Source organism: Okeania sp. SIO2B3 (genome assembly GCF_010672525.1).
Lineage (GTDB): Bacteria > Cyanobacteriota > Cyanobacteriia > Cyanobacteriales > Microcoleaceae > Okeania.
Genome location: NZ_JAAHGH010000002.1, coordinates 412544 through 434033 on the forward strand (window position 1 = coordinate 412544; position 21490 = coordinate 434033).

The window sequence follows — 21490 nt, forward strand, 5'->3', positions numbered from 1 at the left end:
GTCAATAGGAATCAAGGATTCAGTAAGTATTTATGCTGATATATTTAACTGAGAATTTGACTCCTAATCAAGGTAAATGAAGATAATTTATATAGTATAAATACCTAAGCAAGCTACAGATTTTATACTAATTTTCATGTTACAAATTGAAGTGCGGAATGTGGGTTATTAGGAAACGGTTGAAAATTTGTATACCTAAAAAAAGTTATTGCTTCTAAAAACAGACTCAAAGCAGTCAAAAAATTAGCAAAAGCACACAAAAAAGTAGCCGATATCAGAGTAGATGGTCTACATAAACTCACAACATGGGCGAGCTTTAAACCACAGCACCATAGTAATTGAGGATTTAAACGTAAGTGGAATGCTCAAAAAGCAGTGCGACCCCGCGACGACGTCAGCTCGCTTGCGGAACGCGCACCAAGACATCACAAACTAGCAAGTGCCATAGCAGACTGTGGATTTTATGAATTCAAGCGTCAGCTTACATACAAATGTAAATGGTATGGTAGTGAATTAGTCATAGCAGATAGATTTTACCTAAGTTCTCACATAAGTTCAAACTGTGGACATCAACAGAAAATGCCGTTACACTTGAAAACTTATGTTAGCGTTTGCGCAGCATTCCGGAGGAAAGCTTTGCGCAACGCAAATGTAGTGAATGCGGTTTTCAAGCAGACAGAGATTTTAATGCTGCTATCAACCTGAAAAACTATGTGTATAAGTAGCTTGAGTTTCAAGGGATTTTAAGCCTGCTCTTGAGAAAAAGGTTACAGACTACGGTCGGTGATTCTCACAGAAGCAGGAAGCTAACTCCAAAGCTCAAAATCTGGTTTTGGGTAAGTGTGGGTAAGTTTAGTAGAACGGTATTGCTTTCCTTCGCAGTACCTCAAAAAGTAATCTTTTTTGTCGTTTTTTATCGTCATTTTCTATTTAAGTCAACTTATTGTGACTTTTCCCTATGTTCTTAATGTCAGTGCTTTGCTAGTCAATTAAAGCATGAATCAGAATATCTGTGAGAGATTTTTGCTTAATTTCATACCAAAACTTCGTGTCAACAATATCACATTTTGCACCAGCGTTGACAAGATGATCGTCTAGGAAAGTCAAGCATTCTGTTGTTGCTGAATCTTCACCAATTTGTAAAAAACTAATTCCTAGTTCATAACTATTTTCTGTACCTGGAATTAGGTCAATTTTTTCAGTAGCATTAATAATTAAATTTACCAAAGCTTCTTGTTCATCAGAAATTTTATCTACTAATACTAAAATAATATCCCCATTTTTAGTTTGCTGTGCATCTCTGCGTTGAAAATAGTCATCAAGAGCATCTTCCAGACTACTTACTACATCTATTATTTCTGGAGGATTTTTTAGCTGAAATAGTTGAGCTAATTTTACGACTTCTGTGTTTGTATGCTTGATAAAAGGACTAGAAGCAAGATAAACAGTAATTCCATCACTATCTAATGATTGACAATGCTTGGCTAAATCAATGATTTTTATTTGCGCTGCAATCCAATCTTCATAGTACAGATTAGAGGCAGACCAGCTTTCAAAACTTCGAGCAAAAATAAATGTGTAGTCTCGATTTTTTAGTAATGAAAGATTATCAGACATAAACTTTTACCTAGAATTATAGTTGGGAGCAATATAGTTTTTTGTACTTCTAATAAAAATAGTAGCAACTTAAATAAGTGTATGTCTATTAAATTAATATGAAATTATGCACAATATTACTCTTAAGAAAATTCATGTTTAATTTAGTTATGGAAAAACTAACTATTACTTAGTTTTAATATCAAATTCATTTCTAAGCTGCATAGAATAATATATTAATCAGAGTTGACTGTAGGTGGAGATAGACAAGTTATAGTCATTTCAGTTTAGATTGAGACAAGTATTTCTTGCCTTGAAAGAGTTTCAGCCGAAAAAGTGTTTCATTCTTATTTGAAATGACTATATATCAAATCCGCTCGGGTTCGGTATAAAAAAATGTTCCATTTTCAACCATTCCTTTAAAGAAGAAACAAGCGGTCGAGGGATGGCTCCGAAACCTACCCCATATCCAATCAACCAAGAGAGAAAAAATTTTCCTTTTATTCAATTCTCTTCCTTTTAGGGAGAGGTAATTATCAATTATCAATTATTGAAACCTACCACCTAATACCTACCACCTACAATATTTAATTACACCGATGCTACTGGATTTAATATTAATAAATTTCATAATTCTGCACCACCTCAGATAAAATTGGTATAACACTCAATACGTTAAGAACTAAGACCTAAGACCTACCACCTACTACCTAATTCTGTGCAGCCTCACATAAAATTGGTATAAGTAGGTATTAATGCTGTGACTGCATAGCGATTTGGAGATAAGTATTTTTCAGCTAAATTGAGTAATTCTTTTGGTTGAAATGCTGCTATTTTTTGCGGATAACGGATTGCCAACTCTGGATTTGCTATAATAAAATAATAACCATAAAGACCTGCTAGCTGTCCAGGACTTTCAATGGAAAACACATAATCATTACATAATAAACGCTTAGACCTAGCTAATTCTGCCTCTGAAATCTCTTGAGTTAATAACTCATAAAGGCGATCGCCAATTCGTGCTTCTACTTCTGGAATATCTTTCGGTTCTAGCATGGCGCTAATTGTAAATAAACTTGAGTCTTGCTGCAAAGAGAAACTGCTAACAATTCCTTGCACTAAACCTAAATCTTCGCGCAATTCTCTAACTAATCTAGAACTTCTACCATCAGCTAATAATATTGACAGTAAATCTAATCCATAAGCATCATCTAGCTGTTCGACTCCAGGTCCTAGCCAAGCCATTGTTAGACGACCTTGTTCTAATCTGGGCAAATATATTTCCTGGCGACGAACTTCAGTTATTAAAGGTTCTGCTGTTATTTCAACTCGCGGACAACGAGAGCATTTTTCCGCAAAATTGGCAAAAGCTGCACTGACTAATTCTATTACCTGGGTTTGCTCTACTCTCCCAATAACTACCACTGCCATATTCTCTGGTTGATAGTGATGATGGTGAAAACAACGCATTTCATCAACTTCTCGTTCTTTGATAAGTTCTGCTGTACCCATCACTGAACGTCGGTAGGGATGATATTTGTAAACATTCTCCATCAATGCTTGAAACCCTACAGAGTCAACACAGTCTTCTGATTGACGAATTTCTTCTAATACCACTTCCCGCTCTCTAGCAAATTCTGATTCTGGTATGGAAGCACGCAATAATATTTCTGCCAATGGATGTACCACTTCTTCTACATATTGGGCAGCAGTTGTAATAAAAAAATGAGCATAGTCGTGACTTGTAGCAGCATTTGCTACTCCGCCACGATTTTCAATTATTCGATCGAAGATTCCTGGACCTAATTTTTCTGTTCCCTTAAAAATCATGTGTTCTAGGAAGTGAGCCATACCTGACCATTTATCAGGTTCCTCCCTAGCACCTGCTCTTACCCACACATCTATCACCACTGCTGGAGTGGCTGAAATATATTGATGAATAATTGTTAGACCATTATCTAGCTTGAAAACATTAGCTGGAAAATTAGAAGTTGCTACAGACAATTCTTTTAATAATTAAATTTGGGCTAAAATTTTATTTGCATTGAGTTTGAATATTATAGAGCTTTTGTCTAAGATAATTTGTAACATTTAATACAATCAAAAAAAGCGCAGCTTTGTGATAGCAAACGATAGTATTTGCGGGGCATTCCGGAACCGAAAGCAATCTAAGCGCCAATTTTCTATTAGACATCTCCTGCAAAAGAGGGAATAGGTAATAGATATGGAGGGGAAAAAAACTGATAATTTCTGTACGATAATTGATTTTATTTTTGATTTTTGTAGATGTCTATTGCATCATTTTAGTTGAAACAGTCTAGTACTGGACTACTTGATTGGTTGGTTTTGGTTTTTCTCTTGGGAGCATAGAGCGATCGCCCTGTTTCTTCTTTCTTTGATTATTGGACTGACACAGCTAAAATGGTGCGTTAGATGGGGAGATGGGGAGTAGGGGAGATAGGGAGATAGGGAGATGGGGAGATGGGGACACCTAGAAACAAAAATAAGGGGAGTAGGGGAGTAGGGGAGTAGGGGAGATAAAGATACCTAGTGGTACTTAGGAGCTATGTAAGAATAAGTTGTACAAATTTTATCTGGGATAAATTGTGAAATATAGCTTCCATCAAAAAACTGTTCAAGTTATTTTTACCGAATTATTAATAATTAATAATTAATAATTAAATAATTCGCGCCTTGAAGCCTCCCCTTGATCGGGGAAAAAAGCGGTCGTTTTGCTACGCAACATGTAAAGCGCAGCTTCCCGTAGGGTGGGATGGCGAGGTCTCGGAGCTGTCCGACCATCGACCAAGAGAAGAAATAATATCTCCTGATATTCAATTCCGTAACGGTTAAAACCCGAGGTAATTATCAATTATCAATTATCCATTAATGAAACGGCTACTTAGACATTTTTTGGTAGGAAAAATGCTTCAAAGTTAGTCTAGACAAGGGAATTACGTCGATGCCTTAAAAATGGCTAGAACCCTTGATGATTCAGGATTTATACCTTTTTGACGTAAAAGCCTCTGCCCATCTATATTTGAGCCTATTTTCTAGCTTTATTTTGTGTAAGTCCCACTAGAAATAAAAATCTATTGCACAGTTTTAGGTGTGTCGGTCCACTACTGGACTTAATTATTCGGTAAAATATATTTATATTAATTAAATTTATGAAATAGTCTCAAATATATTTGAAATTTAAACTGATTTTTGCCAAAAAAGTTCAAATGAGCTATTTAGGGGAAAAAATGGGGTAATTTTGGTTGCGATCACTTATCGTTGGCCATTTATTAAAAATATTGATACGTAAGAAATACAGGGTAGTTGCTTGTCAAGAAATTTTCGTGTATTTTTGAGGTAAGTGATTCGCTCCGCGTAGAAGCTTATTAAAATGAAAAAAGAGAATTAGTGAGTGGGAGTGCGATCGCGTAGGAGAAGGGAGTTCTATTGCGCAAGCGTTTAGCGGAGCTATGCGTCAGCAAAACGTAGTTTGATCGCGTAGGGGAACGGAGTTCTATCGCCCAAGGGTTCAGCGGAGCCATGGGTACAGCGAAATGTAGTTTGATCGCGTAGGGGAACGGAGTTCTATCGCGCTACGCATTAAGGTGTTTGACATCAATAGAAGCTGAAAGCCTTTTGTCTTCCCCTGTTGCCTTACAGAAGTTCGCATTCCCTCTCTTGGTCGGCATTCCCATGGCGAGGAGACCAGCTCTTGACAGAGCCGCTCTGCTAACGCCGGGTTCCGACCGCTTGCGTCTGTCGCCGACGCGGGGTCGCACCGCTATTGCTTTCCGGAACTGTTGCCTTGCGCGTAGCACTATATCATATCATGTCCGTTGATATCGTTTGTGTAAAAGTTAGCGTGAATATCTACAGGAAATTTAAATTTTTTTCTTGCTCTAAAGCCTTCCTGCCTGTTGCTTTCCGGAGCTGTTGCCTGTTGCCTACCTTTGCTATACAATACCGATGCTACCGGACATGATATCATTTGTAGCAAACATTTATCAAATTGGTATAATATCATGTCCGTTGGTATAGTCCCGTGTAAAAGTTGGGGAAATATCTACCGCCATATAAGTAAAATTTTTCCTTTTCTTAAAGCTTCTTCCTTCTTCCTTCTTCCTTCTTCCTTCTTCCTTCTTCCTTCTTCCTTCTTCCTTACCTTCTCTATACAAGACCGATGCTACCGGACATGATATAACAGGTCAAAAAAAACAAAAGCGTAGTCAAATTTCCAAAAATGATTGACTACGCTGAAAATTTAATTTTATAGTTCTATCTCAGTTTTTACTCTGAGTTTTATTGCTATCTAAATACCCAGATAAATCTAGATATTTATAGACGAATATTGCCAATATTAACACCAGGCACATTAGCACCACCAAAAGTGCTGATAAATACTGGTTCATTAGGACCAGGAACAGTTTGAGTAAAGATTGCCGCCTGCTCTGGGTTTAGGTCTTGCCGAACTGTATAACTAGCATCTGCTAAGTTTGAGAAACCATAGTTACCGTTGACATCACTAGCAACGAATATTTCATCAGCATCTCGAACAGAGTTGTTGTTTTGGTCGAAGTAAATAACCACACCACCAATACCAGGTTCGCCAGCATCTATGAAACCATTACCATTGAGGTCTTCAAAAGTTATCCCACTAATGCTACCAGTACCACTAGGCGGTATAGGTGGTTGAGGTGGTATAACTGGTGGGTTAGCACTGTTGCCAATGTTGACAAAATTAGCATCATCCCCTGCAAACAGAGTTAGAGTTGGGTCTTGGGTAGTCTGGAATAAACCTGGTGGCGGAACTTGAAGCACTGTATATGTACCAGGAGGTAACTCATCAAAGTCGTATACTCCCAGTGAATCAGTAATCGCAGTACGTTCCTCATTGTCTAGAATTGAGTTATCATTGCGGTCGAGGAATACTGTAGTACCAGGAATACCATTCTCTCCTGGATCTAACAGACCATCACCGTTGATATCATTGAAAACAATACCACCAATACTAACAACAGGAAGGACAGCTTTTGGTAGTCCTGTTGGATCGTTGGCAAAATTAACAAAGTCAGCGTTATCCCCTTCTATCAAAGTGATTACCACTGGTTCTGGAGTAGTAGAGTCAGTAAAACCAGGCCGTGGTTCCTGACGAATTACAAAAGTGCCTGGAGACACATTGGGAATATCATAGAGACCAAATTGATCGGTAAGTGCAAATCGTTCCCCATCATCTCGTTCCCCATTATCGTTAGCATCGATATAGATAACAGCATCAGGTAGTGGAGGTTCACCTGGATCTGCAAAACCATCTCCGTTTTCATCTATGAATGCAATACCTGAAATATTTGCAAGACCAGGAGGAGGAATTATCGGAGACTGCCCAAAGTCAATTTCCAGATTGGAGTTGTCAAACTCATCAACAGTAATTGTGAGGTCTGTTAGAGTAGTAGAAGTAAAGTTTTCTGGATCTGGAATCAGACGTAGTGTGTAAGTACCTGGCAACAAACCAACAATTGCATATTCTCCGTCTGTATTTGAGAAGGTATTAGGCTCAATATCGTCATTATCAAGAATGCCATTTTCATTGAGATCGACATAGATACGGAAACCAGGAACACCCCTTTCTACAAATTCATCAGGGTCAAGGATGCCATTAAGGTTAGTATCGTTAAAGTCTTGGATACCATTACTGTTAAAGTCTTCAAAAACAGTTCCAGTAATTAAGGTTTGAGCTTGGTTACCAAAGTTGTAGACAACACTGTCACCTCCCACACCTACCTCTACATGGGCAGTAGTCTGGGTAAAGCCAGTACGAATGATTTGTAGGAGCGGATATGAGCCTGAGCTTACATCAGACACATCTAAACCATAAGTACCACCAGGACCACTAATTTGATTTGGTTCAAATCCTTGTATCTGTCCATCTCGGTGTACATCTAGGAAGACCTCAACACCAGGCAAACCTACTTCCCCTTTCAGAGGTTCAAATAGTCCGTTACCGTTGTTGTCAGCAAATACAATTCCACTAACAGTATCTCCTCCTGGTGCTGTGACATTAACACCAACGTCAATATCATTGAGACTCTGACCGAGGGGAAGATTAATTGGAGTGGGTGAGATATTTGGATCTGGTGGTACTTGACCAACAGTAACATTAATAGTGGAGTTACTGCTAGTTAGGAATAAGTTTTCTTGTAGAACAACATCAACTGTGTAATTCCCTGGCGTTAAACCATCAAAGAAATAACGACCATTAGGATCGGTGAAAGTTTCAGGTTCACTTACATCCAGGTTTCCGTCGCCGTCTACATCTTCGCCATCATCCAATACACCGTTCAGGTTGAGGTCTTCGCTGCTATCCAGGTTTCCGTCGCCGTCTAGATCTAGGAAAACTTGAGCAGTTGGAATACCTGCTTCCCCAGACTCTTGAAAACCACTGTTGTTACTATCAGTGAAGATTATACCGCTAATGCTGGTGTTGGGGTCAAAGATACTGGTGTCACCGAAGTTGTAAACAACAGTCTGACCTGGAACAACAGGAACAAACGGAGTAGGAGTGGTGTTAACAAAACCAGCAGGTGGTGTTTCTAGTACTCTGTAGTTACCTGGTGGCAATGTAAACCGATATTCCCCATGAGCATCTGTAAAAGTAAATGGTTCATTAGCTTCTGCTAAACCATTATTATTGAGGTCTACAAAGATTTCGACACCTATAAGTCTTGGTTCATCTGGGCCTGCTAAACCATCAGCATTGCGATCGTCAAATTTAACACCAGCAATTGTACCCGTGCTATCAGTATTTACAATTGGGGGAAGAAGTGGAGGAGGAACTGGGGTAGGACCTGGGGGAGGAATTGGAGTTGGAGGAGGGGGTGCTATTGGTACATCTGGTTGGTTGCCAATATTCACAAAATCAACATTATCACCCCCAACTATGGTAATTACTGGATCGGGAGTAATTTGAGTAAAGCCTGGTTGTTGAACTTCCCTGACTACATAAGTATTCGGTGGTAAACCTTCAAAGCTATAACTACCATCTACATTTGTAATAGATGTAGGTTCATCAGGGTCTAGAACTTGGTTATTATTAGTATCTAGGTAAATAGTAAATCCACCAAGACCAGGTTCATCTGGATCTACTATATTGTTGCCATTATTGTCACTAAATTTAGTACCAGCGATTCTGCCTGTTACTGTAACTTGACTAGCAATTCTGGTCGCTTCTGTTGTAGGATTATCAGTTACGCCAGTATCAGTAGGAATGTCAATATCAGTAGTAGTTCCTTCTGTTGTGGCAGTACCAGTATCAGTAGTTCCTTCTGCTGTGGCAGTATCAGTATCAGTAGTTCCTTCTGGTGGTGCTGCTGGTGCTGCTTCTGGCGCTGGTGCTGGTGCTGGTGGTGGCGCTGGTGCTGGAACTGGAATTGGTTCTGGAAGTGGAATTGGATCTGCAATTACAGCATTACCAACATTCAAGACAATGGGAGCATCACCTTGCAGAACATTAATAGGTGCATTTAGAGTAATTTCTTGATCTGGAGTAGTTTTCACAAAACCTGGTTGGGGAATTTCTCGCAGAAAGTAAGTTCCTACAGGAGGATTATTAAAGCTAAAGTCACCATTAGCATTTGATATTGCAGCAGGTTCTGTAGGATCTAGTATATTGTTACCGTTTTGGTCTAAGTAGAGGGTGAAGTTCGGTAAACCTGGTTCTCCTGGGTCCAAAACTCCATTTGAATTAAAATCGTTGAACTTATTACCAATTAAGTCACCCTGAAGTAAAGGGGTGGCAGGAGAGCTACCAATATTAACAAAGTTAACATCGTCTCCACTGGTGACTGCAATGACTGGGTCTGGAGTTGTTTGAATAAATCCTGGTTGAGGTACTAATCTGACAACATAAGTATCTGGTGGTAGAGTATTAAAGCTGTACTCACCTTGACTGTTAGTAATTCTGAATGGTTCCTCTGGGTCAAAGATACCATTTTCATTAAGGTCTAGATATACAGTAGAGTTTGATAAACCTACATCTCCTGGATCGATGGCACCATTGCTATTATTATCTACAAAATTGACACCAGCGATTACATTTCTTTCAGCATTACCAAAGTTAACACCTAATAAAGTTCCCCCATCAGGTACATCAACAGTCCGAGGATCAGTTGTCAGATTAAATCCCACTTGTTGCTCTGCTTCCCGAATAGTCAGGCGAGTTGCTGGAAGGTTAGGTAAGAAGTAAACACCATTAGTATCAGTAATATCAAATGGCTCGCCTACATCTAGAATGTGATTACTATTGAGGTCTGCATAGATAGTAAAGTTTGGTATTCCAGGCTCGTCAGGATCTAAAATACCATTAGCATTAAGATCGAGATATTTAGCTCCTTCAACATTACCAGTCCCGCTAGGAGTAACTATACCAATATCTAGAGCTATATCTGGTGGTGTTTCTTCAAAACCAGTAATTATAACTACTGAATTAGGAGTTGTTCTTGCTTCGTCTGGTTCCCTGATAACATCAATGTTGTATTGGCCAGGGAATACGTCTACATACGAATAAAAACCAAATTCATCTGTAAAAGTGCTGGCTTCCCCCTCCTCTAAAATACCATTTCGGTTGGCATCAAGGAATACTTGGCTACCAGCAATTCCTGGTTCTCCAGGGTCACGGACACCATTAATATTGAGGTCATCAAATAATACACCACTAATATTACCTCTACCTGGTCCCACTGGAAGTGGAGGCGGAATTGGAATGGGGTCTGGAGTGGGAACTGGAGTGGGAATTGGTGTTGGGACACCAATGCCACTACCAAGAGCTATCCTGCTCTCTCTAACCATAATTCCACCGACTATGCTCACTGGTACTGGCAGTGGTGTAGTTGAAACAGTGCCACTGGGTGGAACCTGTCTGACAAAATATTCACCATCTACTAATCCCAAGAAGTTGTAGACACCATCTGAACGACTAATGTTAGATAATTCATTGGGGTCTTGAATACCGTTATTATTCTGGTCAAGATAGACTGTAACATTACCTATTACTGATTCTGATGTATCAAAAATACCATCACCATCTGTGTCATTAAATGTGACACCTACTATATTCCCGCTCCCTCCAAGTTGGGAGCTTTCTCTTATTTCTATTTCATCTCTCACGTTCTAACTCCTCCACCGTAAATTTATCCAAATAGCGATTTGTATTTAAGTGACATACTCCCACGCCAACCTTAAGGTATGACGTGGGCTTCTCGTTTCCCAGTCCCGGTACCCCGTCGGACTCCACGAGCTTTAAGGACGTCTGGGCCCTACCGCCCTATTTTTGATATTTATTGCTACATTTCCGTTTGTCATGCTCCGCAAACAAATCACAGTCAATAATCACACGGCAATTGGCACAAGAATGAGTTCTTTCTGGTAATTTTTTGGGGACCCCCTCACCACAATTTGAACAATTTTGGCTCTGTTTTTGAGGATTCACAGCTATAGTCTTCACCTCCAGCATTTGCCTCCTAGGTCGGAGCTGCCCTAACAGCTTTGACAGTTAAAATAGTTAGAAATTGTCCCCATCCAGTTGATTGCCCAAGTTTGAGACTTGATTTTCGCACCAGAAACAGAAATTTTTAGATCATGGTGAAAAACTCCAGAATGGTATTGTCAATCAATTGGACATCGAATCCAATTGATTTACCACCGATTCATCTCAAGACAATTTTTCAAATATGGCGTAAGGCTTCTCGGCGATGTAGCTAAAAAAGCTAAAGCGCAGACGCTGAGGATTATATCAGGTTGACAAGAATGTGACAATTAGATTAGAAAATAGACTAGAACAGTTTATTCTTGAGGCCATAAACAAAATTTAATTATTTAATATCTAGTAATATGAAACACCCACCTATAAGGAGGGGGGTGATATGGTGTCGGGACGTTATTAATATATGACAAGTTCCAATTCCAGAGAAATTTTCTCCTATTTCCTGAAACCTTAAGAAAATAGATAGAAATTGACTTTAATTAATGTTTTTTTTAGTGATTGCCTAGAGGGTATTATTACTAATATTGCTTAGTTGACATCCTTACCTTTCTATAAGAAATAGTGATTACTCAGCAGGTCATATTTTTAGGGATGGTCGCTGAATGGGGTTAACAGTTCCACGCACACCGCTTGATCACAAGTCACAAGTCAGAAGTCAGTAGGGGCGAATGGCCATTCGCCCGTACAGAAGTTGACCCACCCCTCGCCCCTCCGCCTCCCAACCCACCCCTAACCCCTCCCAGGAGGGGAGGGGAATTAGGGGATTTGATCCCCCCTCCAAAAACATTTCGCCATTTCCCGGCAGGGTTGCGCGACCCAATTATTTTGATAAAATCCATGTCCACTTTAAGTCTCGGAATGCCCTCCCGCGACGATATGTATCATTTAGACAAAAAAACACAAACAAAGCTTTTTGTTTTGCTTCCAGTTTGGATTTTACCGAGAAATTGTGGTCTAAAGCCTTCCCTTTTAAGCTATCCCTTACCCATAAGTCTTGAAACCCTTGTGGGACCAACCCCTAACCCCTCCCAGGAGGGGAAGGGGAGCAGGGAGCAGGGGAGAAAGGAGAAAAAATCATAGTACCTAAGTAAAACTACTGAAGCCGTCTAAAAAAAGTATTTTTCTATACATTTTTTTCTCCCGACAAACCTGAAGCAAGACTTATGCATAACTCGTCTATTTTGTCAAGCTTTATCTCAACGTTGGTTGAAGACCCGCGCTCTCCCGACGCTCCCTTTCGGGGTGAATGCGAGCGCATTCCGAAGGAAAAACCAATCAATTTTGAGGTTTTTTCAATAGTATGTTAGACTATAATGCCTGGCTGTTGGGCTAGCAGTGTCAGTCTGTGGAGCGCGCCTTTAGACCGAAAAGAGGCTCGACCTTGGAGGCTGGTGTATTGTTAGCGCAGCTCCTCTGCAAGAGGCAGCAGAAAGACCTAAGAGCGCGATGGTTAGGAATCCCGCGCTGTCACGCAAGTGCAGCGTCGGGAGGATGTCAAGTTAAGCAAAGATGTGGTTCATTAATGGATAATGGATAATGGATAATTACCTCGGGTTTTAACCGTTACGGAATTGAATATAAGGAATATTGTCTTTTCTTGGTCTCATGGATATGGCGCAGGTTTCCTCGCCATACCTCGACCGCTTTTTTTTCCCTTAAAAGGGTCGGCTTCAAGGCGCAAATTATTTAATTATTAATTATTAATTATTAATTATTCGGTAATGGATAGCCTTTTAAGGCAGGGTCAATTGATTGTCACGCTTAGAAAAATTGATAGGGAGATGGGGAGATGAGGAGATTCTTAGATATTTGCACAATTAAATGTATTTCATACCCATATAAATATTCTCTGACGACAATGAATTAGCCCTGCCCCTTTTGGAAACAAGAAAAAAATTTCCCTACCGCGTCAATCCTCTTCTTTTCAAGGAGAGGTAATGATTAAATATTAATTATTAATGCCGAAAAATCACTCTCATATTGATTCGGCCACTGACTCTGTAATTCCCATTTATTCTACCTCTTAACTACTCCCTACTGCCTACTCCCTACTCCCTACAAAGAGCAAAAAGACTTTCCTATACGCAAACCCTAATTATTATTAGTACCAGTTTCAAGTTAATGATTAATGAGTGTATGATCGCTGCCAGCTTAAGTTGGATATTTCAACCACTTTCACCATAGTAAAAAAGTCCCCCTAGTAAGGCAGGGCTGTTTCAAAGTCTCGTAAGTTAATGATTTAGGGAGAATGAGAGATTAGAGGATAGGGGCATAGGGAAATTTAGCAAAATTTGCCAAAATTTGCTAATTTTTTCAGTGTTGGAGTATCCGTGTTTACTCTGACTAAATTAGGTCAAATAACAAAAATTCGTTAATTTACCTTCAAGGATAATTGATAAATTTGGCCGAAATCCTGACTATTTTTCCAAAATTTTCCTGTTATACCCATCTATCTATCTCCTTCTCTGTTTTTCGCGAGAATGAAACAGCCCTCCCCCTATTAAGGGGGAAGCTTGTGACCCAAAGGGTCCGCTCAAAGTTTCAACCTAAAATTTAGTAGGCATCTTGTAATTCATAGAATTCTGGAGAAATATAATCTTTACGCAATGGCCAACCAACCCAATCTTCAGACATCAAAATGCGTTTAAGATTAGGATGTCCCTCATAGATAATGCCATACATATCATAGGATTCCCGTTCTTGAAAATCAGCCGATTTCCAGATCCAATAAACTGAAGGAAGTCTAGGATCGTCTCTGGGCACAAATACCTTTAAACGTAATTCTTCTGGTTGGTCTACATCGTCCTTGACCTTAACTAAGTGATAAACACTTACCAAATCTTCTCCCGGACCTGCATCATAAGCACATTGACATTGTAGATAATTAAACCCATAAGCATATAAAGCTGTAGCTAAGGGAATTAAAAATTCTCTGTCAACTTTGATCATTTCTACTCCCAGATGATCGGGTGCTAGAAACTCATGCTCAAAGCCATTTTCTGTCAGCCATTTTGAAGCTTTACCTGCTTCAACTATTGGAGCTTCTGATTCAGCCACGATTTACCTCCTCTTTTTGTGTAGCTTGCAGTGCAGGTGGTACAGGCATACCTATTGCTTCAGTTAATTCTTTTGGCGGTGTTTCCCGGTCTGATGTCTTGAGATAATTACCATTCAGAATTGGTTCAACCACTTTCATATTGTGTTTAACAGTGTGGTAGCGATGTACCTGCTGTAGTTGAGCCCGTTCTTGCAAAGATTCATTGGCAACTTTTTTTCTCAGCTTGATGACCGCATCAATAATTGCTTCTGGACGTGGTGGACAACCAGGAATATAAACATCTACTGGGATTAATTTATCTACTCCACGGACTGCTGTAGGTGAGTCCATGCTGAACATTCCACCAGTAATTGTACAGGCTCCCATAGCAATTACATACTTAGGTTCTGGCATCTGCTCATAAAGACGCACCAAAACTGGGGCATACTTCATGGTAATTGTACCTGCAGTAATCAACAGGTCTGCTTGTCTTGGACTAGACCTTGGCACTAAGCCAAAGCGGTCAAAGTCAAATCTAGAGCCAATCAGAGCTGCAAATTCAATGAAGCAGCAGGCTGTACCATAAAGTAGAGGCCACAAGCTAGAAAGTCGTGCCCAGTTGTAAAGGTCATCAACTGTAGTTAACACAACATTCTCTGACAGTTCTTGAGTAACCTGGGGAGATTGCTCAATAGGATTGATAATTTTTTGGTTTTGATTTGGACTTAAGACCATTCCAAAGCTCCTTTACGCCATGCGTAGACTAAAGCAACAACTAAGATTGTGATGAAAATTAGAGCTTCTATAAATGCTAGAAGTCCCAATTGATGAAAGGCCACTGCCCAAGGATACAAAAATACTGTTTCTACATCAAAGATGACGAAGACGAGAGCGAACATATAATAACGGATATTGAATTGTATCCAAGCTCCACCAATTGGTTCTACACCCGATTCATAAGTAGTTCGTCGCTCTGGGCCACGAGTTTTAGGCCGCAGTAGTTTAGATGCAGTTAAGGCAATAACTGGAACTAGGCTACTAATTAGTAGGAAGCCTAGAAAATATTCGTAACCACTAAGAATAAACACAATTAACCTACATTTCTGAAATAACTAGGACTTTTATCTGTGAACATTTTGACACTCTCCAGTTAAATTAAAGATTATAACGAGAGATTCTTTTTTGAGTGATTGTTAGATTAGATGAAAATTAAAAAGCTGCCCTTTTTAACCCTCATCAGATCATATCCATCAGTTTTTTCAGTTTTACTTTTACTGCCAGGTAGTTAGTAAAAGGATTTAAAACTTATTTATTTTTTGTTTTCTGGCTATTCTATCAATGCTCTGAGCGATCGCTCCCATTACCATTACAATTTTTTTGTGATATTTGTCTCCAGGAAAGAAGTTAGGGAAGCCAAACTCTGTAATCTTTAGATTAGCATTACCAATTTCTTAAGCATAACTACTGATCGATCAAAATTTCTCTCTTTGGTCGTTTTTCTTATTGGCCACAATTTCTCTATAGCGTTTTTACCAAAAAATCAGGTCTAAAGCCTCCCCTTTTAAGGGGATGAAAAAAATATTTAGTTCAGTATTTCAAGCCTCCGACTTCAGTCGGAGGTTCACTGATAACTGATAACTGATAACTGATAACTGAAATGACCCACATTCCGCACTTCAATTCATAGCATTAAAAGTAGTATATAAATTCGTAGCTTGGTCAGTATTTATACTATGCAAATCATCTCAATTACTTTTTTCGTTCATCAAATCCCGAGTAAAAAATTTACGCATAAATACTTGCTATACATGATTACTCAATCACGGCAGCTATGATTTTCTGCTGAATTCTGTCTCCTGTCTCCTGTCTCCTGTCTCCTGTCTCCTTCTTCTATTTTCAATACCCATCTCCTCGAATTACACCAATTCTGTAATAATAATTAAAGATGTTCTCATAATAGCTATTCAATTTTTTGGAACTATGAGCGAGGAAGCCACTGAGGCCACAGATGAACAGGATCGGTATGAATGTCGAGCCTGTGGATATATATATGAACCGAAGAAGGGAAGTTCTACTGGTAATATTCCACCGGGAACTGCTTTTTCAGATTTGCCCCCTAGTTGGCGCTGCCCTGTTTGTGGAGCGATTAAGGTTCAATTTGTGAATGTTGGACCAACTGAAGGTCCTTCAGGATTCAAAGAAAACCTTGGGTATGGTTTTGGTGTTAATACACTCACACCAAGCCAGAAAAATATCCTAATTTTCGGCGCTTTAGCCGCAGGATTTTTGTTTTTCTTGAGCTTATATGGTTTACGATAAGATGGCCTTAACAGCCTTCTCCTCACGGAGACGCGGAGCGAAACGGCTGGAAGTCAGGAGTCAGGAGTCAGGAGTCAGTAGATTTTTTTTGGGCGCGATAGATGGGAGTAACTGGCTCCTGACTGGAAGCCTTGCCGGGTATAAATCCCTACCGTCACCCGCTGTGTCCACAATTGGTTGGGGTTTTGTAGACAGGAAGTGGCGTGTCGGAGACTATCCCCACGAACATTGATTCTGTCTCCTGTATTCTGTCTCCTGACTCCTTCTTCAAGGCTAATTAATAATTTAATGTGATGCACTCAATAGTAAAGTTCTGGAAACAAATTTTCATAATACTAGCAGCAGTTATACTTTGTAGTGGCTGCAAAAATGCCTTTTTACCGGGAATAGGTTACAATCCTTGGGAGATAATTCAACTACCAACTAAGGCCAAGCTATTTGATATCGGATTTACAGGCAATCTTGATCATGGTTGGATTGTTGGTGGTGATTCTACTCTCTTAGAAACTACTAATGGTGGTAACACTTGGCAACCTAAAAGTATTGATATAGAAGAAAGAGTTCGCTTGACTTCAGTTAGTTTTAATGGTAAAGAAGGTTGGATTTTAGGACAGCCTTCTTTACTTCTACACACAGATGATGAAGGAGAGTCTTGGACTCAGATTCCTCTAAGCTCTAAATTGCCAGGTGCTCCTAATACTATTATTGCTCTTGGGCAAAATTCTGCCGAGATGACTACTGATGTGGGAGCGATCTATCGCACAGCAGATGGTGGCCAACATTGGCGTGCTCAAGTAGAAGATGCGGTGGGAGTAGTGAGAAATATTTCCCGTTCTCCAGATGGTAAGTATATTGCTGTTTCGGCAAAGGGTAATTTTTACTCTAGTTGGGAACCAGGCCAAAGAGCTTGGACTCCTCATAATCGTCAAGACTCTCGCCGTTTGGAAAATATGGGGTTCAGTGATGATGGTCGTTTATGGCTATTGGCACGAGGAGGCCAACTGCGGTTTAGCGATCCAGAAAATCCTGAAGAGTGGGGAGAAGCTATTACTCCAGAATATGCCACAAGTTGGGGTTTATTAGATTTGGCTTATCGAACTCCTGATGAAATTTGGGTTTCTGGTGGTAGTGGTAATTTACTTCGCAGTGTTGATGGCGGTCAGACTTGGGAAAAGGACCTTGATGTAGAGAATGTTCCAGAAAATTTCTACAAAATTGTTTTTATTAACCAAGATAAAGGTTTTATTCTTGGTCAAAGAGGAACTGTGTTGAAATACAATGGTTCAGCAGTTTCAGAAGCAGCTTGAAACTCAACACAATATGCGGTCAGACCCAGCGTCGGCGTAAGACGCAAGGGAATGCTGACCAAGAGATCACAGAAAAATTCTTCCTCATAATTTTAATTGGGTAGTATTACTCAGATGGGAAAAGATAATTTCTTGATGTTGTTTGAGTTGCTGAAAATTTAGACTGGATATGTTAAAATTGATCCCGTCTAACTAACAGATAAAAATAGCAGATGTTAAAGAAGGCAAAAAGTTAGTCTGTCTTTAGCTCTTAACGAAGAAAAAAAACTCATACCATTAATTAGTTATGGGATGAGGTATTTAGAAATGTTTTAAAACTATCACATTTAGATGATGGTTGGAAATAAATTTGGAGGATAAAATTAGATGGCTGGTGGCAATACAGGTGAGCGTCCGTTTGGAGATATCATCACAAGTATTCGTTATTGGGTAATACACAGTATCACTATTCCAGCACTGTTTGTTGCAGGTTGGCTGTTTGTAAGTACAGGTTTGGCTTACGACGTTTTTGGTACACCTAGACCTAACGAGTATTATACTGAGCAAAGACAAGAATTACCAGTTATATCAGACCGTTTTGAAGCTAAAAAACAAATTGATGAATTTATTGGTGAATAGTTGAAAATTTAGGAGACTTTTATTATGACAAGCGGAAATCCAAATCAACCAATTAGCTATCCAATTTTTACAGTTAGATGGTTAGCAGTTCATACCCTTGGGGTGCCTACAGTTTTCTTTTTAGGTGCGATCGCAGCTATGCAGTTTATTCAAAGATAGGAGTATATTATGCCTTTAGATCGTAGCGAAAATTCTAATAAGCAACCAGTAGAGTTAAACAGAACTTCACTCTACCTTGGTTTATTATTAGTGTTTGTTCTTGGTATTCTGTTTTCGAGTTATTTCTTTAATTAATTCGGGAAGTAAAACACAAAAATTACTTAGTATTTAAGTCACCCTATTGGGGTGACATATACTTAGTAAAATCAAGTAGAAAGTTAACAAGTATATTGTTGACAAATTACCTTATAGGTAAATTTTTTTTAGTATCAAGTAGTTTTGAAATAATGAGGTGAAATATTATGATGTCCGAACCAGGTAGAATTCCTTTATGGTTGGTTGCTACTGTTGCCGGAACTGGCGTACTTGTAGTTTTGGGTCTTTTCTTTTATGGTGCCTATGTTGGTGTAGGTTCTTCTTTATAAGAAAAACTTGAAGTTTGATTTTTTTGAATAATCTCACTATCTTTGAAAGTGGGATTATTTTTTTTTGAGGTATAGATAAAGTTATAGCAATGTGCGCTGGCATATTTACAAATTTCAGGAACTGTCCAATAGCTAAAAGTTTTATATGATCAGCTTTTTATCCCCCCTACTGCCTATTGCCTATTGCCAGATGAGCTGCGCGCAGCGCTATAAATTTCACAATCATTAGTGACAAGTTACCCACTTTTTAGGATAGTGAGGTATGGCAGTCGCCACTATAACTATAGTTAGGACATCGGGTAATTATATACTTAGGACATCGGGTAATTATGATGATTTATGACGCGAGCAAGATGCTCGCACTAATTGTCAAACAACAACCTGGCAGTTCCTATCCGGATTTGATATGACAAGAACTGTCCAATAGCTAAAAGTCTTATACCAATTCCCATGCATTATTGCTATACTTGAGCAATACTTCAGTTATTAATTAATCAGCACAAACAAAATCACTTTGCATGCTAATTTTAGCTAAATTAATCTTAATTATTCTTATGTTTGCTTCCCCTCCCAGGAGGGGTTAGGGGTGGGTTTCCTGCTCAACAAAATGTAGAAAAGTTTTTGATAAATGGTATTATATTATCGGTTTTTTATTCCCCCTTCCAGAGCTGTTGCCAGATGAGCTGCGCACAGCGCTATATTTAGGCAATTATTTTAAAGATTGAGAAACATCAATGATACTTATGGATTTGTATAAAGGTATGTCCGATTTCTATAATAGCTTTGTGCAGAAGAATCGGAATTACAAAGCAATTGCCACCGAGCTGATCGAAATTTTCGGCGATCGGAAGGACATCTTGGATGTGGGTATTGGGACTGGTTTGCTTGTAGAGCAAATTCTTCTGTTGCGACCTGATCTCCAGATATCCGGGGTGGATACGAGTGCGTCTCTACTTGCTCAAGCTCAAGAATGCTTAGGGACTCGAGTCGATCTCTACTGCCAAGATGTCGTCGATATGCACCTCAACAAGATGTTCGATCTGGCCTATTCTCGTGGTGGTGCGTGGGCTTTTGTGAATGATGGCGATACCATCTTACTTGCTAGCCACATCCTCGAGCTTGATGCGATTCAGAGGAGTTTTGAATGTATTGCTGCACACTTACGAGACAGAGGGCAATTAATTATCATCTCATCAAATTCTAATCATAGCAAATGCGAGAATTTGGATGAGGAAGTATCATTCCAGAGAACCGTTACCAAGAATTGGATTGATGGAGAGCAATATCTTAGTCTTGACTACGCTTGTCATCAGCAAGGGAGTCTTATCGGACAGCAAAAGCTGCGAATGCGATTACTCGAGTTCGATGTTGTCGAAGAAATTCTGAAATCGGCAAATTTGCGCTCGGTCTCCGTTCGAGATAACCATTACCATATCTATCAAAAAGAGGTTTCCGAATGAGTTAGTACTTTAATCTTATGAAAGAGACATCCCAAGCAACGGATGTGCTAATCGCCGACTATACAGAGAAGTTAAGCCCAGAAGTGCAGCAGCTTCCTATGAAACGTCATGGTCATCCTCGATTACGAGACCTCCAGATCCGAACAGGTTATGAGATTAACGGAGGTCAAAACTGGAAGGAAATTATTCCTGTCTGTGCAAGTTTTGAGATCCTGAACTGTTCGACTTATGTTATCAACTGGTTTCTTGATGAGAAAAATGGGTATGATAGTACCGATAGTAAGCGAAAGCTAGTCATTGCAGGCTTTCAACTGAGAGAAATTGCTCAACAAATCTTAGAGGATTATGGCATGACTTCGCTCTTAACGCTCCTCAGCAAAATCAACCACCAAGTCTATCTTGGTCAGAGGATGGACATTCACAATCTACAGGTTTCTAAAGTGAGTGACTATCCAGACTACGACCAGTTCCTAGCAGCGTATCAGCAGCGATGTAGATTGCTATCAGGTGTGTTCTACGGAAGTTGCTTCTTTCCAGGTTCGATTGTTGCAGAGCAGCCTGACGAACTGCTGTATGAGATGGGCGCTATCTATGGTGCAGCTACTCAGGCGGCTAATGATTTCGGTGATTTTGCATTGCCTGTCCAGCGTCTATCAAAGCTGGAGAAACCTTATCAGGATCAATTTTCGGACTTCATCAATGGAAAACTAACGTTGGCAGTGTATCTGATGACCCAAAGATCCAACGAGCAAGAGCGGGAGCGACTTGAAGAATTAAGGTCTAATACCATTGATGAGAATTCCTATCGCGAAATTCTAGAGATACTGGTCAAAAAGGGTGTCTACTCTGACTGTTTGACTTACCTCAAGCATGAGCATAAAAGATGTAAGACGATGCTCTATGCTAAAGAGAAAACAGTACATCGAGATACGGTTGCTTCAATTCTAGTGAGGATCACCTCGAACAAGTTCTTGTCACAGCTCAGAAAGAATATCAAAATGTTGAGCATTGGATGATACTTTGTAGAGATTTGA

General features: G+C 39.5%; 18 protein-coding genes and 1 pseudogene. 10 read left to right on the forward strand and 9 right to left on the reverse strand.

The window, feature by feature from the left end; translation table 11 throughout:
- Window positions 1-375: 375 nt before the first annotated feature.
- Together F6K15_RS38050 and F6K15_RS38055 are read left to right on the forward strand one after the other, a co-directional pair.
- Window positions 376-534: pseudogene (locus F6K15_RS38050) on the forward strand (hypothetical protein); the annotation flags it as partial.
- A 77-nt stretch (window positions 535-611) separates the two neighbouring features.
- Entirely contained in the window at window positions 612-725 is a 114-nt protein-coding gene (locus F6K15_RS38055) for a zinc ribbon domain-containing protein (protein ID WP_363267151.1), read from the forward strand.
- 256 nt (window positions 726-981) lie between these two features.
- Here F6K15_RS38055 and F6K15_RS02840 read toward each other — a convergent pair whose 3' ends face one another.
- From F6K15_RS02840 to ndhC, 9 genes are all read right to left on the reverse strand, one after another.
- Window positions 982-1617: a hypothetical protein gene (locus tag F6K15_RS02840; protein WP_293056783.1), complete on the reverse strand. Its 636-nt coding sequence runs from the start codon at window positions 1615-1617 to the stop codon at window positions 982-984.
- Window positions 1618-2322: 705 nt separating this feature from the next.
- The gene (locus tag F6K15_RS02845) at window positions 2323-3600 is read right to left on the reverse strand and encodes a pitrilysin family protein (protein WP_293056786.1); all 1278 of its coding nucleotides are present in this window, start codon (window positions 3598-3600) and stop codon (window positions 2323-2325) included.
- Between the two features lie 1813 nt (window positions 3601-5413).
- Window positions 5414-5620: a hypothetical protein gene (locus tag F6K15_RS02850; protein ID WP_293056789.1), complete on the reverse strand. Its 207-nt coding sequence runs from the start codon at window positions 5618-5620 to the stop codon at window positions 5414-5416.
- On the reverse strand, window positions 5601-5771 hold the full coding sequence (locus tag F6K15_RS02855; protein WP_293056791.1) for a hypothetical protein: 171 nt from the start codon (window positions 5769-5771) through the stop codon (window positions 5601-5603). The genes F6K15_RS02850 and F6K15_RS02855 overlap by 20 nt, the downstream gene beginning before the upstream one ends.
- A gap of 160 nt (window positions 5772-5931) precedes the next feature.
- Window positions 5932-10755 carry an SdrD B-like domain-containing protein gene (locus tag F6K15_RS02860; protein WP_293056793.1) on the reverse strand — a complete coding sequence of 1608 codons (4824 nt, stop codon included), beginning with the start codon at window positions 10753-10755 and terminating at the stop codon, window positions 5932-5934.
- A gap of 157 nt (window positions 10756-10912) precedes the next feature.
- Complete coding sequence (locus F6K15_RS02865; protein ID WP_375341041.1) at window positions 10913-11140, reverse strand: zinc ribbon domain-containing protein; 228 nt, start codon at window positions 11138-11140, stop codon at window positions 10913-10915.
- A 2544-nt stretch (window positions 11141-13684) separates the two neighbouring features.
- Entirely contained in the window at window positions 13685-14188 is a 504-nt protein-coding gene (locus tag F6K15_RS02870) for an NAD(P)H-quinone oxidoreductase subunit J (protein ID WP_293056797.1), read from the reverse strand.
- The gene (gene ndhK / locus F6K15_RS02875; RefSeq protein WP_293056799.1) at window positions 14181-14903 is read right to left on the reverse strand and encodes a photosynthetic/respiratory NAD(P)H-quinone oxidoreductase subunit K; all 723 of its coding nucleotides are present in this window, start codon (window positions 14901-14903) and stop codon (window positions 14181-14183) included. Before ndhK ends, F6K15_RS02870 begins: the two co-directional genes overlap by 8 nt.
- On the reverse strand, window positions 14894-15256 hold the full coding sequence (gene ndhC / locus F6K15_RS02880; RefSeq protein WP_293056801.1) for a photosynthetic/respiratory NAD(P)H-quinone oxidoreductase subunit C: 363 nt from the start codon (window positions 15254-15256) through the stop codon (window positions 14894-14896). Before ndhC ends, ndhK begins: the two co-directional genes overlap by 10 nt.
- A gap of 892 nt (window positions 15257-16148) precedes the next feature.
- Between ndhC and F6K15_RS02885 the strand changes: the two genes are divergently transcribed.
- The 8 genes from F6K15_RS02885 to F6K15_RS02920 all read left to right on the forward strand — a co-directional run bounded on the left by F6K15_RS02885 (window position 16149) and on the right by F6K15_RS02920 (window position 21472).
- A complete protein-coding gene (locus F6K15_RS02885) occupies window positions 16149-16487 on the forward strand; it encodes a rubredoxin (protein WP_293056803.1) in 339 nt (112 codons plus the stop codon).
- A 293-nt stretch (window positions 16488-16780) separates the two neighbouring features.
- On the forward strand, window positions 16781-17794 hold the full coding sequence (locus tag F6K15_RS02890; RefSeq protein WP_293056805.1) for a photosynthesis system II assembly factor Ycf48: 1014 nt from the start codon (window positions 16781-16783) through the stop codon (window positions 17792-17794).
- 366 nt (window positions 17795-18160) lie between these two features.
- The gene (gene psbE / locus F6K15_RS02895; RefSeq protein WP_293056807.1) at window positions 18161-18412 is read left to right on the forward strand and encodes a cytochrome b559 subunit alpha; all 252 of its coding nucleotides are present in this window, start codon (window positions 18161-18163) and stop codon (window positions 18410-18412) included.
- Window positions 18413-18436: 24 nt separating this feature from the next.
- Window positions 18437-18571 (forward strand): cytochrome b559 subunit beta, encoded by a 135-nt coding sequence (gene psbF / locus F6K15_RS02900; protein ID WP_202222379.1) that lies wholly within the window; start codon window positions 18437-18439, stop codon window positions 18569-18571.
- Window positions 18572-18580: 9 nt separating this feature from the next.
- Window positions 18581-18706 (forward strand): photosystem II reaction center protein L, encoded by a 126-nt coding sequence (locus F6K15_RS02905; RefSeq protein ID WP_293056814.1) that lies wholly within the window; start codon window positions 18581-18583, stop codon window positions 18704-18706.
- Window positions 18707-18873: 167 nt separating this feature from the next.
- Window positions 18874-18996, forward strand: a complete 123-nt coding sequence (locus tag F6K15_RS02910; protein WP_375341038.1) for a photosystem II reaction center protein J — start codon at window positions 18874-18876, stop codon at window positions 18994-18996.
- A gap of 743 nt (window positions 18997-19739) precedes the next feature.
- Window positions 19740-20456 carry a trans-aconitate 2-methyltransferase gene (locus F6K15_RS02915; RefSeq protein WP_293056816.1) on the forward strand — a complete coding sequence of 239 codons (717 nt, stop codon included), beginning with the start codon at window positions 19740-19742 and terminating at the stop codon, window positions 20454-20456.
- A gap of 17 nt (window positions 20457-20473) precedes the next feature.
- Window positions 20474-21472 carry a polyprenyl synthetase family protein gene (locus tag F6K15_RS02920; protein WP_293056818.1) on the forward strand — a complete coding sequence of 333 codons (999 nt, stop codon included), beginning with the start codon at window positions 20474-20476 and terminating at the stop codon, window positions 21470-21472.
- The last annotated feature ends 18 nt before the right edge of the window (window positions 21473-21490 follow it).

What these genes read in the sequence shown, in the direction of transcription:
- ndhK (WP_293056799.1), bottom strand. Translation starts at nt 14,903, where the DNA reads ATGGTCTTAAGTCCAAATCAAAACCAAAAAATTATCAATCCTATTGAG.
- psbF (WP_202222379.1), top strand. Translation starts at nt 18,437, where the DNA reads ATGACAAGCGGAAATCCAAATCAACCAATTAGCTATCCAATTTTTACA.
- F6K15_RS02920 (WP_293056818.1), top strand. Translation starts at nt 20,474, where the DNA reads ATGAAAGAGACATCCCAAGCAACGGATGTGCTAATCGCCGACTATACA.
- F6K15_RS02910 (WP_375341038.1), top strand. Translation starts at nt 18,874, where the DNA reads ATGATGTCCGAACCAGGTAGAATTCCTTTATGGTTGGTTGCTACTGTT.
- F6K15_RS02905 (WP_293056814.1), top strand. Translation starts at nt 18,581, where the DNA reads ATGCCTTTAGATCGTAGCGAAAATTCTAATAAGCAACCAGTAGAGTTA.
- psbE (WP_293056807.1), top strand. Translation starts at nt 18,161, where the DNA reads ATGGCTGGTGGCAATACAGGTGAGCGTCCGTTTGGAGATATCATCACA.
- F6K15_RS02840 (WP_293056783.1), bottom strand. Translation starts at nt 1,617, where the DNA reads ATGTCTGATAATCTTTCATTACTAAAAAATCGAGACTACACATTTATT.
- F6K15_RS02915 (WP_293056816.1), top strand. Translation starts at nt 19,740, where the DNA reads ATGGATTTGTATAAAGGTATGTCCGATTTCTATAATAGCTTTGTGCAG.
- F6K15_RS02850 (WP_293056789.1), bottom strand. Translation starts at nt 5,620, where the DNA reads ATGATATTATACCAATTTGATAAATGTTTGCTACAAATGATATCATGT.
- F6K15_RS02885 (WP_293056803.1), top strand. Translation starts at nt 16,149, where the DNA reads ATGAGCGAGGAAGCCACTGAGGCCACAGATGAACAGGATCGGTATGAA.
- F6K15_RS02890 (WP_293056805.1), top strand. Translation starts at nt 16,781, where the DNA reads ATGCACTCAATAGTAAAGTTCTGGAAACAAATTTTCATAATACTAGCA.